General features: G+C 37.0%; 14 protein-coding genes, 1 tRNA gene and 1 other annotated feature. All 15 genes read right to left on the bottom strand.

Annotated elements, in window-relative coordinates:
* Window positions 1–165: 165 nt before the first annotated feature.
* The gene (gene rplL / locus ACPWSR_RS11095; protein ID WP_426348288.1) at window positions 166–531 is read right to left on the bottom strand and encodes a 50S ribosomal protein L7/L12; all 366 of its coding nucleotides are present in this window, start codon (window positions 529–531) and stop codon (window positions 166–168) included.
* 56 nt (window positions 532–587) lie between these two features.
* Entirely contained in the window at window positions 588–1,094 is a 507-nt protein-coding gene (gene rplJ, locus ACPWSR_RS11090; RefSeq protein WP_426348287.1) for a 50S ribosomal protein L10, read from the bottom strand.
* Window positions 1,095–1,127: 33 nt separating this feature from the next.
* Window positions 1,128–1,258 (bottom strand) — a sequence feature (ribosomal protein L10 leader region).
* Between the two features lie 40 nt (window positions 1,259–1,298).
* On the bottom strand, window positions 1,299–1,988 hold the full coding sequence (gene rplA / locus ACPWSR_RS11085; RefSeq protein WP_426348286.1) for a 50S ribosomal protein L1: 690 nt from the start codon (window positions 1,986–1,988) through the stop codon (window positions 1,299–1,301).
* 54 nt (window positions 1,989–2,042) lie between these two features.
* Window positions 2,043–2,468 carry a 50S ribosomal protein L11 gene (rplK, locus tag ACPWSR_RS11080; protein WP_426348285.1) on the bottom strand — a complete coding sequence of 142 codons (426 nt, stop codon included), beginning with the start codon at window positions 2,466–2,468 and terminating at the stop codon, window positions 2,043–2,045.
* A gap of 77 nt (window positions 2,469–2,545) precedes the next feature.
* Window positions 2,546–3,082 carry a transcription termination/antitermination protein NusG gene (gene nusG / locus ACPWSR_RS11075; protein WP_426351380.1) on the bottom strand — a complete coding sequence of 179 codons (537 nt, stop codon included), beginning with the start codon at window positions 3,080–3,082 and terminating at the stop codon, window positions 2,546–2,548.
* Between the two features lie 23 nt (window positions 3,083–3,105).
* Entirely contained in the window at window positions 3,106–3,333 is a 228-nt protein-coding gene (gene secE, locus ACPWSR_RS11070) for a preprotein translocase subunit SecE (protein ID WP_426348284.1), read from the bottom strand.
* A 53-nt stretch (window positions 3,334–3,386) separates the two neighbouring features.
* Window positions 3,387–3,536 (bottom strand): 50S ribosomal protein L33, encoded by a 150-nt coding sequence (gene rpmG, locus ACPWSR_RS11065; RefSeq protein ID WP_426348283.1) that lies wholly within the window; start codon window positions 3,534–3,536, stop codon window positions 3,387–3,389.
* Window positions 3,537–3,735: 199 nt separating this feature from the next.
* Window positions 3,736–4,929, bottom strand: coding sequence for an elongation factor Tu (gene tuf, locus ACPWSR_RS11060; protein WP_426348282.1), 1,194 nt, complete (start codon window positions 4,927–4,929; stop codon window positions 3,736–3,738).
* A 71-nt stretch (window positions 4,930–5,000) separates the two neighbouring features.
* Window positions 5,001–5,076 (bottom strand) — tRNA-Thr (locus ACPWSR_RS11055).
* 95 nt (window positions 5,077–5,171) lie between these two features.
* Entirely contained in the window at window positions 5,172–5,813 is a 642-nt protein-coding gene (gene sigH / locus ACPWSR_RS11050; RefSeq protein WP_426348281.1) for an RNA polymerase sporulation sigma factor SigH, read from the bottom strand.
* A gap of 66 nt (window positions 5,814–5,879) precedes the next feature.
* Window positions 5,880–6,389, bottom strand: a complete 510-nt coding sequence (locus ACPWSR_RS11045) for an NYN domain-containing protein (protein WP_426348280.1) — start codon at window positions 6,387–6,389, stop codon at window positions 5,880–5,882.
* Between the two features lie 12 nt (window positions 6,390–6,401).
* Window positions 6,402–7,301, bottom strand: coding sequence for a 23S rRNA (guanosine(2251)-2'-O)-methyltransferase RlmB (rlmB, locus tag ACPWSR_RS11040; RefSeq protein ID WP_426348279.1), 900 nt, complete (start codon window positions 7,299–7,301; stop codon window positions 6,402–6,404).
* Between the two features lie 180 nt (window positions 7,302–7,481).
* Window positions 7,482–7,895, bottom strand: coding sequence for a Mini-ribonuclease 3 (locus ACPWSR_RS11035; protein ID WP_426348278.1), 414 nt, complete (start codon window positions 7,893–7,895; stop codon window positions 7,482–7,484).
* A gap of 138 nt (window positions 7,896–8,033) precedes the next feature.
* Window positions 8,034–10,466 carry a transglycosylase domain-containing protein gene (locus ACPWSR_RS11030; RefSeq protein ID WP_426348277.1) on the bottom strand — a complete coding sequence of 811 codons (2,433 nt, stop codon included), beginning with the start codon at window positions 10,464–10,466 and terminating at the stop codon, window positions 8,034–8,036.
* Between the two features lie 265 nt (window positions 10,467–10,731).
* Window positions 10,732–13,299, bottom strand: coding sequence for a transglycosylase domain-containing protein (locus tag ACPWSR_RS11025; RefSeq protein ID WP_426348276.1), 2,568 nt, complete (start codon window positions 13,297–13,299; stop codon window positions 10,732–10,734).
* Window positions 13,300–13,309 lie beyond the last annotated feature (10 nt).

Raw genomic sequence — 13,309 nt, 5'->3', positions numbered from 1 at the left:
AAAATTATTCTTGATTTTTAAATCCACTAAAGCTATCATTACCTTTAACTTTTATTTTCTAACAGCTTTTATGCTTTACTGATTATTTTTAATGCATAGGAATTTTTTATAAATTCCTATGCATTAAAAAAGAGGCACATTAAGCACCTCTTTTTATGTGAAAAATTACTTTATCTCTACAGTTGCTCCAACTTCAGAAAGCTTAGCCTTCATAGCTTCAGCATCTTCCTTGGATACTGCTTCCTTAAGAGTCTTAGGAGCTCCGTCAACTAATTCCTTAGCTTCCTTTAATCCAAGACCAGTTATTTCTCTAACAGCCTTTATAACCTTTATCTTTTCTGAACCAGCTGATGCTAATACAACATCGAACTCAGTCTTTTCTTCTGCTGCTGGAGCTGCTGCAGCTGCTCCTGCTACTGCTACTGGAGCTGCAGCGGATACGCCAAACTCCTCTTCGCAAGCTTTTACTAATTCATTTAATTCTAAAACGGACATTTCTTTTATAGCCTGAATGATATCTTCTCTTGTCATTTTAAAAAAGCACCTCCAAATTTTCTTTTAAATAAGTTTTTGATTTGTTCTACTGATTACTCAGCAGCAGTTTCTTGCTTCTTTTCTGCAATTGCATTTAAAAGATATGCAAGATTTGATAATGGAGCCTTGAAGCTTCCAAGAAGTTTTGCGATAAGAACTTCTTTGGATGGAATTGTTGCAAGAACCTTAACTTGTTCTTGATCGTAAACTGTACCATCAACGATACCAGCTTTTAATTCCATCTTCTTATGAGTTGAAGCAAAAGTATTAAGAACTCTTGCAGGGGCTGTAGCATCTTCATAACCAAAAGCTATGGATACTGGTCCCTCTAAGTATTCTACTATACCGTCTAAGCCTAGCTCTTTGGCTGCTAAAGTTACAAGAGTATTCTTGTATACTTTGTATTCTATACCAGCTTCTCTAAGACTTTTTCTTAGTTCAGTGTCTTCTTCAACAGATAAGCCTTGATATTGTGCAAGTACAACGCCTTGAGCTTTTTCTAACTTCTCTTTGATCTCAGCTACCTTAGCTTCTTTTAATTGTCTGTTTTTGTTTGCCACTGTGTGTCCACCTCCTCACAGTTATAAACTGTATAATAAATTCAAAAGGTCTCCCCGCAGACGCGGGAAGACCATTAAATACAAGTTTAATGTTTCTATCCTCGGTAGGTTGATATACGTTACGCTGTAGCACCTACTGTCTGCGGAAGCTTTATTCAATTTCAACAAGTGCTATTATAGCAAACTTGCTTTATAGTGTCAATACTAATCTAGAACTTTAGTGGAATTAATTTTAATTCCAGGTCCCATAGTGCTTGATACAGATACTGACTTAACATATTGACCCTTTGCAGCTGCTGGCTTCGCCTTTATAAGAGCTTCCATTAATGTACGGAAGTTCTCAGCTAGCTTTGAAACCTCAAAGGATTTCTTACCTATTGGAACGTGAACGATAGCGGTTTTATCCACTCTATATTCAACTTTACCTGCTTTTATTTCAGCTATTGCCTTAGTAACATCGAAGGTTACTGTACCAGATTTTGGGTTAGGCATTAATCCTCTAGGTCCAAGAACTCTACCTAGTCTACCTACAAGACCCATCATATCAGGTGTAGCAACAACTACATCAAATCCAAACCAGTTTTCTTTTTGTATCTTTTCAATCATATCCTCAGCACCAACGAAATCTGCGCCAGCTGCCTCGGCTTCCTTAGCCTTATCGCCCTTAGCAAATACTAAAACTTTAACAGTTTTACCAGTTCCGTTAGGAAGAACAACAGCTCCTCTAACCTGCTGGTCAGCATGTCTTGGGTCTACCCCTAATCTTACATGAAGCTCGATAGTTTCATCAAACTTAGCCTTTGCAGTTTTTACTGCAAGCTCAAGAGCTTCTTCAGGTGTATATAAAACACTTTTGTCAATTAACTTTGCACTTTCAATATAATTCTTTCCCATTATTAAGCCTCCTTTGTGGTATTATCGGTTTTTACCTCCCACTTATTTCGTGAATTATTCTTCAACAGTTACGCCCATGCTTCTTGCAGTTCCTGCGATCATGCTCATTGCAGTCTCAAGAGAAGCAGCATTTAAGTCAGGCATTTTTGTTTCAGCTATTTTCTTAACTTGCTCTTTGGTAAGCTTACCAACCTTAGTTCTGTTAGGAACTCCAGAACCACTTTCAAGTCCTAATTCCTTTTTGATAAGAACAGCAGCTGGTGGAGTCTTAAGTATGAAGCTGAAGCTTCTGTCCTGGTATACTGTTATGACAACTGGTATTATTAAGCCTGCTTGGTTTGCAGTCTTTGCATTAAACTCCTTACAGAACCCCATAATATTTACACCATGCTGACCTAAAGCTGGACCAACTGGTGGTGCTGGAGTCGCCTTACCTGCAGGAAGCTGCAGTTTAATCATTCCTGTTACTTTCTTAGCCATGAGTTATTCCTCCTATACTGTGGTATTTGGCGGGTCTATAGCCCTCCCACTTAATTAAGACAAATGTCTAAAAATTACTAATCCATTTTATCTACTTGATTAAAATCAAGTTCTGCTAACGTGTCCCTTCCGAACATGTTAACCAATACTTTAACTTTGCGTTTTTCAGTGTTTATTTCTTGAACCACTGCAGCAAAATCCTTAATAGGTCCAGAAACTATCTTAACGCTCTCTCCTACTTCTAAATCTATTTGTTCAATGGTTTCAGCTATACCCATTGAATCAACTTCTTCGTCGGTAAGAGGAACAGGTTTAGATCCTGGTCCAACAAATCCTGTTACACCTCTTGTATTTCTTACAACGTACCAAGATTCGTCTGTCATTAACATTTTTACCAGTACATACCCGGGAAATTTTTTCTTCAAGGATATCTTTCTCTTTCCATCCTTTTCTTCTACAACTTCCTCCATAGGAACCTGCACATCTAAAATCAGGGTTTCGAGATTACGATTTTCTATAGTTTTTTCAAGGTTAGCTTTAACCTTGTTTTCATATCCGGAATAGGTATGTACTACATACCATCTAGCCTTTTCTCCCATATAATTCGAGATAATTTAAATTATCTCAGCCTCCTTTTCTATTTAAGCTTCAGAAGCAAATCTAAGAGGTTCTGAAAGATATAGTCCATTCCGCTAACTACAACCAAGTAAATCGTGCAGACTACAGCTACTGCAGCTGAGGCTTTTTTTATATCCTTCTTAGATGGCCAGGAGATTCTTTTGAACTCTGCCATAACCTCTCTAAAGAATTTAGCTATCCCTGATTGCTTATCTTTGGATTTTGGTTTCACATTTCCTGTAGCCATGTGTCTTCACATCCTTAAATATTTACTAAGTGCATAAGGAACTAAATTGAAAATTACTTTGTTTCTCTATGAAGGGTATGTCTCTGACAGAATTTGCAGTACTTCTTCATTTCAAGTCTGTCTGGATCATTCTTTTTATTCTTCATTGAGTTGTAGTTTCTCTGTTTGCAATCTGTGCAAGCTAAAGTTACTTTTACTCTCACGTTCCGCACCTCCAGTTTATATAAATTCTTATAATTGTCGCTCAAGCTTATATAAATATGCTAATTGCGTATTACCTTAATAAATTATCACAATTCATATATCATGTCAATATAATATACTTCATGTAGACTTATATAAAGGACCAGGTCAATAACCCAGTCCTTATTAAACAAGTTTAAATTTTAAATTTAATTGAGATTACTCAACTATAGTAGTAACAACTCCTGAACCTACTGTTCTTCCACCTTCTCTGATAGCGAATCTTAAACCTTCATCCATAGCGATTTCAGTTATAAGCTCAACGTTCATGTCGATGTGGTCTCCAGGCATAACCATTTCCATTCCTTCTGGAAGCTTTATGGAACCTGTAACGTCAGTTGTTCTGAAGTAGAACTGTGGTCTGTATCCATCGAAGAATGGAGTGTGTCTTCCGCCTTCTTCTTTCTTAAGTACGTATACCTGACCTACGAATTTCTTGTGAGGATGTACTGTGTTTGGCTTTGATATTACCTGACCTCTTTCGATATCAGTTCTTTGAACACCTCTTAAAAGTGCTCCTATGTTATCTCCTGCCTGTGCCTCATCAAGAAGCTTTCTGAACATTTCTATTCCTGTACATACTGTCTTCTTCTTCTCTTCGGAAAGTCCTACTATTTCTACTTCTTCTCCTACGTGAAGAACTCCTCTTTCAACTCTTCCAGTTGCAACTGTTCCTCTACCAGTGATTGTGAATACATCTTCTACTGGCATTAAGAATGGCTTATCTGTTGCTCTTTCTGGAGTTGGGATGTAGCTATCTACTGCATCCATAAGGTCCATTATGCACTTAGTTGCTTCTGGATCTGTTGGGTTCTCTAATGCTTTTAATGCTGAACCAGTTATTACTGGAATTTCATCTCCATCGAAGTTGTACTCGCTAAGAAGCTCTCTTACTTCCATTTCAACTAATTCTAATAACTCAGCGTCATCTACCATATCTGCTTTGTTTAAGAATACTACGATGTAGTCAACACCTACTCTTGATGCAAGAAGTATGTGCTCTCTTGTTTGAGGCATTGGGCCATCAGCTGCGGATACAACAAGGATTGCTCCATCCATCTGTGCAGCTCCAGTGATCATGTTCTTAACATAGTCAGCATGTCCTGGACAGTCAACGTGTGCATAGTGTCTGTTATCTGTTTGATACTCAACGTGTGCAGTGTTGATTGTGATTCCTCTTTCCTTTTCTTCTGGTGCCTTATCAATTTCATCATACTTGAACGCTTCTGCGAATCCTTTGTTTGCAAGTACTGATGTTATTGCAGCTGTTAATGTTGTCTTACCATGGTCTACGTGACCGATAGTTCCGATATTTACGTGTGGTTTGCTTCTTTCAAATTTAGCCTTTGACATAGTGCATTATCCTCCTTACTAATAAGTTTAATAATAAACTTTACCAAGTGTGTTGATAATTCCAAAAAATATGGAGCTCACGATCGGATTTGAACCGACGACCTCCGCCTTACCAAGGCGACGCTCTACCTACTGAGCTACATGAGCAGTTTATGAGGCTATGTCATAATCGCCCCATCTCTTAATCACTTTTAAAGTGTACTACGGAATTTTTTTTTTGTCAACAAATTTTCATTAACTTTTTATCTGTTAGTTAAACACTTTTCAAGTTTCCTTTTTACCCTCTGAAGGGCATTATCTATAGACTTAGCTTGTCTATCTAAATCACAAGCTATTTCTTGGTATGACTTGCCATCTAAATAGGACATCAACACTTCCATTTCAAGGTCCGATAGCAACCTAGCAATTTCCTTTTCAATATGTCCCATTTCTTCTTTGCTTATTAAAAGCTCTTCTGGGTCTGATATTCTGAGACTTGTAAGCACATCTAGAAGAGTCCTATCAGAGTCTTCTTCATATATCGGCTTATTTAGAGATATATATGTATTAAGGGGTATATGTTTTTGTCTTGTAGCAGTCTTAATAGCAGTTATAATCTGTCTCGTTACACAGAGCTCAGCAAAAGCCTTAAAGGAGGTCAGCTTGCTTGGCTTAAAATCTCTTATTGCCTTATACAGACCTATCATACCTTCTTGATATATATCTTCTTTATCTGCACCAATAAGAAAATAGGATCTTGCCTTCACCTTAACAAAAGCTTCGTATTTATTTATAAGATATTCCTGCGCCCTTGAATCTCCACCTTTAGCTTCTAATACCACTTCTTCATCCAACTTGTTCCCATATGCTTCGAAGCCGACAGCATTAATATCATTATTTTCCAAAGCCTCTCCCCCCTTACATCCTATTGTCTATAATTATATGTCACGAAGCCCCATAAATCAAGGCTTTCATCGGTCTCTTCGGATTTTTTCCAGCTTTTCCTTGACTTCATCCTCCAAGGAATCTTCCAATTTATGCCTCCTAATTAATTTAAGCTTATCAGCTTTATTGGTGATAATTTTTTCAGTTTTTAGAACCTCATGATAGAATTCCAAAGAGGACATTCTTACTGCACCTCTTTGGAAAACCGTCTGTTGTTCTAAAGAATCTGAAGTAACTACAAATACTTCTGTTTTTCTTCCAATGTTATTTACGCTTCTTTCTATATAACTGTCCGCAGTTTCTCCATCCTTTGTAAAAACTATTAGCACATTGCCCATTCTTTCTTTGTTTTCCAAAGCCCCAGATACCATATGAGCATCGAAAACAACTATGATCCTGCAATCCATGTAGCTTCCATAGTTAACCAAGGAGTCTATAAGACTCTGTCTGGCCCCTTCAAAACTATAATCCTTAATTTTTTTAAGATTGGGCCAGCTGTTTATTACATTATATCCATCAACAAAAATTATCCTCAAAGCTGACTCCTTTTACAACCTTGTTTTCATCACTTCATACATAATTATCCCTGCTGCCACTGATGCATTAAGTGAATTTATTTCTCCTACCATTGGTATCTTAATTAATTTATCGCACTTTTCTTTCGTAAGTTTAGAGATTCCTTTTCCTTCACTTCCAATTACTAAGGCAACAGCTCCAGAAAGATCTGCAGTTATGCAGCTTTCTCCTTCCATATGTGCACCATATACCCACACATTATTATCCTTAAGAGTTTCTATAGCCGCGTTAATATTTGTCACCTTAGCTACCAACATGTGCTCCAATGCTCCAGCCGCAGCCTTATATACCACGGGAGTAAGTCCAACATTTCTTCTTTTTGGTATTATTATCCCATGAGCTCCTGATAGCTCTGCGGTCCTTATTATAGAGCCTAAGTTATGCGGATCCTCTATTTCATCTAACACAATTATGAAAGGCTTTTCTCCCTTATCCTCTGCTTTTTTAAGAATGTCTTCTAACTGGACATATTTATATGGAGTAACCTTAGCAATAACTCCTTGATGGGCTCTTGTTTCAGAGAGCATATCTAGTTTTTTTCTATCTACTTCTTTTATTACTATCCCCTTTTCCTTAGCAGCTCCAATAATAACATTGACAGAACCTTCTTTATCTCCCTTAGCTATTAATATCTGCTCAATTGTCCTATCTGTTCTTAAGGCTTCAATTACAGCATTTCTACCCTCAATTAAATCCTCTCGAATAACAGTTTCTTCCTTCATAGCAACTTCCTTTACAGGGCTTGCTATCTTTTCCTTTATATTTTCCCTAAACTCTCCCTTTGTTTTAGCTGGAATTCTATTTCCACCCTTAGAATTCTGCTTGCCTCTCATACCTCTATCACTTCTAAAATCATCTCTTCTTTTATTCACTTGTTTTTCCTCCGTTTATTGGCTTTGTTATATCAAAGCTTACTTTATTTTTTAAATGCTTTCAATATGGTCAATATATTATCCAAAGATAAAATTTTTAATCCGCATCTTTTCAAAATTGATTATACGAAATTATATCACAAAAAACTTTTATATTCTCTGTTTATTTAGAAAACTTAACTAGTTACGGGATATTATATCTAAGGATTTATTGAGTACAAAGCTCAGCCTTTCCTCATTATCTATTAAATATAGATATCCCACCAAAGCCTCAAAGCCTGTAGCAAATCTATATTCCGTTACATCAGCATTTTTAGGAACCGTGGCAGATTTAGCATTTCTTCCTCTTTTATAAATATATAGCTCCTCTTCTGTTAATTCCTTCTCTATTGCTTTAATAATTTCACTTTGTCCATGAGCTTTTACATAGGTAATAGCCTCTTTATGGAGCTTATGTACATTTAATGCTGTATTATTGCCAAGAAGATAACCTCTGATGAATAGCTCATACACTCCATCTCCTAAAAAAGCTAATTGAAGTGGATTTAATCTCCTAGCTTCCTCTGGAGTAAATATTCTCGTTCTTAATTCCATATTGATGCTCCTTATATTATCCTTATTTTATCTATTATTTCACATTATATATTTTAACTATAACCAACGAAAAAGAAAAGTTAAAAAATTTACAAATTAATGAGCGCATATAGCGCTCATTAATTTGTGCATTAAGTTTTAAGGATTTCCCTCTCCATCATCCCTATCAGGATTTTCATCTCCTGGTTCTTCAGTAGGAGGGGTATTCCCGCCCCCCTCTTCTGAGTCTCCAACATCGGAAGGGTCTTCATCACCAGGATTGTCCTCTTTAGGCTTTTCAGGATCCTCCGGTTTTTCGGGTTTCTCTTTTTCTCCATCCTTTGGCTTATCCTCTTTAGGTTTTTCCTTTTTAGGCTTCTCTTCTTCCGGTTTTTCTTCTTTAGGTTTCTCCTCAGGAATTACCTTCTCTTCTTTATCATCCACTATCGGCTCCTGTTTCTTTGGTTCAGGGCTATATTTTTTAGGTTCAGTCCCCTTAATGAACAATTCCATTATAGATAAACCACTATTCTGCTCTCTTCTGGTGGCCAGGAGACCAGTTCTAGTACTTATCCTAGCAGCTATAATCCCTTCAGGCTTTTCAATATCCTCCGTAGATAAACCCTCATTAGCTTTAGTCATTATCCTAGACCATATGGCAGAGGCACTATTACTGCTAAAATCTTTTATTTCCTTGCTGTCATCAGTACCAACCCAAACAGCCCCAGAGTAATGAGGTGTAAGGCCTACAAACCAGTAGTTCATATTTTTTGATGAGGTTCCTGTCTTACCTGCTACAGGCATTGCTCCTAGATCCACCATAGTAGCTGTATAGGTCAGGGGTTCCTTCAGCAAATCATAGGTGATATATGCTGCCTCTGGGGAAAGCACCTGCCTATCTTCCGATTTACCTTCTAATATAACTTTTCCATTTTTATCTACTACCCTAGTGAAAAGTATTGGTTCTTTATATAAACCATTATTTCCAAAGACGCCATAGGCTGCTGACATTTTATAGGGAGTATTACCTCTGAATTCTCCCAAGGCTAGAGATGATAAATTAGCTGACTCATCTCCCATACTTATCCCAAAGGCTTCTGAATATCTTGCACTTACCTCTCTCCCCATATCATAAACAAGCTTAACAGAATAAACATTAACAGATCGCTTTACTGCCTCTCTCATAGTAATATCACCGCTATATTTCTTATCAGAATTTTTCAGCTCACCATATTCTTTAAACAGCTCTCCAGTAAGCGGAGCATCCTCATAAATTTCTGCTGCAGTGGCATATCTAGAATCTATTGCAGGGGCATATACCGTTAGCGGCTTTATAGCTGAACCTGTTGGCCTACTAAAATGAGTAGAATCAAAGGCTCTATTATAGGTTAAGGCCGGCTGTTCACCTCTACCACCTACCATGGCTTTTATCTCTCCAGTCCTATAATTCATAATTACAGCGGAGGCCTGTGGCTGAGGTATAGAGTTCTCATCCATTACTCCAATAGCATCAAGTTCCGGAGCATTATTTACAGTTTTCTGAGCATGGTTCTGAAGCTCTCTATTCATAGTGGAATAAATCTTAAGTCCTCCACTGGCCAAAACTTCCTCTGCTTCCTCTCTACTATAATCATAAGCTTCCATTAAAGCTTCAGTTACCTGCTCTACCACAGGCCTTGTAAACCACTCATAATTAAGCTTATCTACAGCAGCTATGGAATTATCAGCCCCTCTTGAAAAGCCCTGGAGCAATACTCCGGAATCAATAGCCTGTATAGCTTCCTCATACTCTGCTTTCGTTATTTTATTTAATTCCTGCATCTTTGAAAGAACAGTCTTGGTCCTATTCAAATACCCCTCAGGATTTTGTATATTTTCTTCAATAAATGCATTATACCCTGTAGGACTCTGGGTAACTCCTGCAAGATAAGCAGCTTCTATCAATGATACCTCTGAAATTCCTTTATTAAAATAGTACCGAGCTCCCGCCTCTACACCATATGCAGTTCCTCCTAATGGTATAGTATTCAAATACGCCTCTAGTATTTCAATCTTAGAAAGCTCCTTTTCTAGCTTTAATGCAAGATGAATTTCCGTGATTTTTCTCGATAGCTTCACCTCATTAGTTAACACAGTATTCTTAATAAGCTGCTGTGTTATTGTCGAGCCGCCTTGTATTCCACCATTCTGTTTTATAAAAGCAAGAAAAGTAGAATAGGCAGCTCCAGCAATTCTTTTCACATCTATTCCATTATGTTCTTGGAACCGCTCATCCTCTATGCTTATATAGGCATCCACAAGATAATCTGGCATATTTTCTATATCAATATAAATCCTCTTATTAGAAGAAGGAACTGCATCCATAAATTCTTCTTTATCATCGTAAACTACGGAAGTTTGATTTAATTCTAACACTTCGTAACTATCTATATCCGGTGCCTTTTTAATAACACTATATGCATAAGTACCAAAAGCTCCTAAGGCAATGAAAACCAGAGCTGAAAATAAAATTATTCCTTGAACAATTACTTTTTTTATCTTTTTCTTACTCATCATTATATCTTTATTATTACTATTACTCTTAGAACTCATACTGGCCTCCTTTGTTCCTATTTTTTTATCAATAATTCAATACCTCATATTGTTAAGTATAGAAAAAGTAATTGACCCTGTAATGAACAATAAGAAAATAATTTGCGTATAGTAAAGAACAATTTTATTAACAAAGATTTTTCCTTAATCAGAAGATTATTTCAGATAGCTATCATTGATAGTTTCCCACAAAAAAAGATAGCGGTATAATTTACACGCTATCTCATAAAAAAATAAAATAAACTCTTTGCTAATTTAATTAACCTTAGTCACTATCTATTATATTTTCCATATCCTCAATAATCCCATCTACATTATTACCTGACTGATTACCCGTCTCATCGCCATTGGTGTTTTTATCCTGCTCTGATTCATTTGTATTGGTATTCTTATCCGTGTTAGATTCATTTTTATCTTTATCATTTTCTTTATCATTTTCTTTGTCTGGGTTTTTATCCGGTTTTTTATCCGCGTCTTTATCTGGGGCTTTATCCTTGTCAGTATCCTTATCTTCATCCTTCACCGGTTCTGGCTTAGTATCATCCATTTTTGTAGGAAGCACATATTTTGAATCACCTAAGGTTACAGAAGGTGTATAATCTCTTACTATAAATATCTTCTTCACCCTTAAATTATCAGGAGTGTTTTCCGTTGCTAATAATCCATTTTTAGAATTTACTTCCGCCTCCACATGAAGATCGCACAAGGCCTTAGGTACAGTACCTGAAACAAAATATTCAGTTACTACACAGCTCCTTCCTGCATGACCTTTTCTACAAAGCTCCGTGGGAAGAAGTCCAGAGACACTACACACCTGTGCAGAAACAATTCCACTAGGACTTTTAATATCAGTGGTGGATAATCCTTCATTTGCCTTAGACATTATCTTGGACCAAAGGCCTGAAGCCTTATTACTGCTATAATTATCTATAGCTTCATTTAAATCTGTGCCAACCCATACTGCAGCGGAGTAGTGTGGTGTAAGTCCAGCAAACCAATAATTCTTATTGCCAGAGGAGGTTCCAGTTTTACCTGCAGCAGGCATAGAACCAAGGCTTACGTTGGTAGCTGTATATGTGAGAGGTCCTTTTAATAAATTATATGTAATATAAGCAGCCTGAGGGGATATCACGGTTTTATCTTCAATCTTACTTTTTAATATGACCTTACCATCCTTATCCACAACCTTAGTATATAGCCTTGGAGCTGTATACACACCATTATTACCAAAGGTTCCATAGGCTGCTGCCATCTGGTAGGTGGTGGAGCCACTAAATTCTCCTAAAGCTAGGGAGGCTAAATTCCCTTTTTCATTTTTCATATCTATTCCAAACTTCTCTGCATAAGAAGCACTTACTCCCTTGCCCATGTTATATACCAGCTTAACAGCATAGATATTCACTGAGCGCCTTACAGCTTCTCTCATAGTAATATAACCACTATAATTATTAGGAGAGTTCTTTAAACTGCCTCCATACTCTGAAAGAAGACTTCCTCTTAAAGGACTATCCTCATAAACCTTAGCAGCAGTGGCAAATCTAGAATCTATAGCTGGAGCATATACCGTAAGTGGTTTTATAGCAGAACCTGTTGCTCTGCTAAACTTATCTGAATCATAAGCTCTATTATAGGACAAAGCAGGCTGGTCACCTCTTCCTCCTACCATAACCTTTACCTCTCCTGTTTTATAATCCATTATCACTGCTGAAGCCTGAGGCTGTTTAACACCATTTTCATCTGCTTTACTAATTGAATTTAATATAGAATCATTATCAAGAGCTTCCTGGGTATAATTCTGCAGCTCTCTATCCATGGTGGAATAAATCTTCAAACCACCTTTTTCAAGAAGATTAGCAGCCTCTTCTTCAGTGTAATTATATTCATTCATTAGATCTTCCTTTACCTGCTCTATCACAGGTCTTGTAAACCACTCATAATTCAGCTTGTTACTGATAATATTATTTCCTCCATCAGACCAAACAAAGCTCTCCTGTAACTTCCCAGCATCAAGCTCGGCCATAGCCCCATCGAACTCCTCCTGAGTGAGCTTTTCATTATCAAGCATCATTGAAAGAACTGTTTTAGTTCTACTAATATAACGGCTAGGATCCTGAACATTTTCCTCTATGAAAGCATTATATCCATGGGGACTCTGAGTAACTCCTGCAAGATAAGCAGCTTCAATGAGCGTAAGATCCTTCACTCCTTTGTTAAAGTAGTAGTGAGAGCCAGCTTCTACTCCATAGGTAGTTCCTCCTAAAGGAATGGTATTAAGATAAGCCTCTAAAATTTGTGGTTTTGTAAGCTGCTTCTCCAAATTTATAGCTAAATATATTTCTGTGATTTTTCTAGAAATCTTCACGTCATTAGTGAGCATAGTATTTTTTATTAACTGCTGGGTTATTGTAGAAGCTCCCTGAAGAGCTCCCCTGCCCGTGAGCTTAACCTTAATATCCTTAAGCACCACACCTATAAGCCTTCTTATATCTATACCATTATGTGTTTCAAATCGCTCATCCTCAATAGCCACGAAGGCATCCTTAAGGAACTGAGGCATCTCATTTATATCCACATAAATCCTTTGAATTCTCGATGGAACATTATCCATGAACTCCTCATTATCATCATACACCATGGAAATTTGTTCTAAGTTTAATATAGCATCTACATCCAATTCAGGAGCAGATTTAATAACAGAATATACATAACCTCCAGCACCTATGATAGCCGATACAGTAATGAATAAAAAAGTAATCAATATAATTCTAAAAACACTCTTCTTTTTAGTCCTCTTCTTTTTATTTTTAGGACCATTCTTCTTTTTCTGCGTCATATATAACTCC

The organism is Alloiococcus sp. CFN-8, assembly GCF_049943125.1.
In the GTDB taxonomy this organism is placed as follows: Bacteria; Bacillota; Clostridia; order Clostridiales; family Clostridiaceae; genus JAEXZL01.
This window is presented reverse-complemented; position numbering and strand designations above follow the sequence as displayed.

Bases quoted from the DNA above. Each gene is read 5' to 3' on its own strand.
- rplL (WP_426348288.1), bottom strand. From the start codon at position 531: ATGACAAGAGAAGATATCATTCAGGCTATAAAAGAAATGTCCGTTTTA.
- rplA (WP_426348286.1), bottom strand. From the start codon at position 1,988: ATGGGAAAGAATTATATTGAAAGTGCAAAGTTAATTGACAAAAGTGTT.
- rplK (WP_426348285.1), bottom strand. From the start codon at position 2,468: ATGGCTAAGAAAGTAACAGGAATGATTAAACTGCAGCTTCCTGCAGGT.
- secE (WP_426348284.1), bottom strand. From the start codon at position 3,333: ATGGCTACAGGAAATGTGAAACCAAAATCCAAAGATAAGCAATCAGGG.
- tuf (WP_426348282.1), bottom strand. From the start codon at position 4,929: ATGTCAAAGGCTAAATTTGAAAGAAGCAAACCACACGTAAATATCGGA.
- ACPWSR_RS11035 (WP_426348278.1), bottom strand. From the start codon at position 7,895: ATGGAATTAAGAACGAGAATATTTACTCCAGAGGAAGCTAGGAGATTA.
- ACPWSR_RS11030 (WP_426348277.1), bottom strand. From the start codon at position 10,466: ATGAGTTCTAAGAGTAATAGTAATAATAAAGATATAATGATGAGTAAG.
- ACPWSR_RS11025 (WP_426348276.1), bottom strand. From the start codon at position 13,299: ATGACGCAGAAAAAGAAGAATGGTCCTAAAAATAAAAAGAAGAGGACT.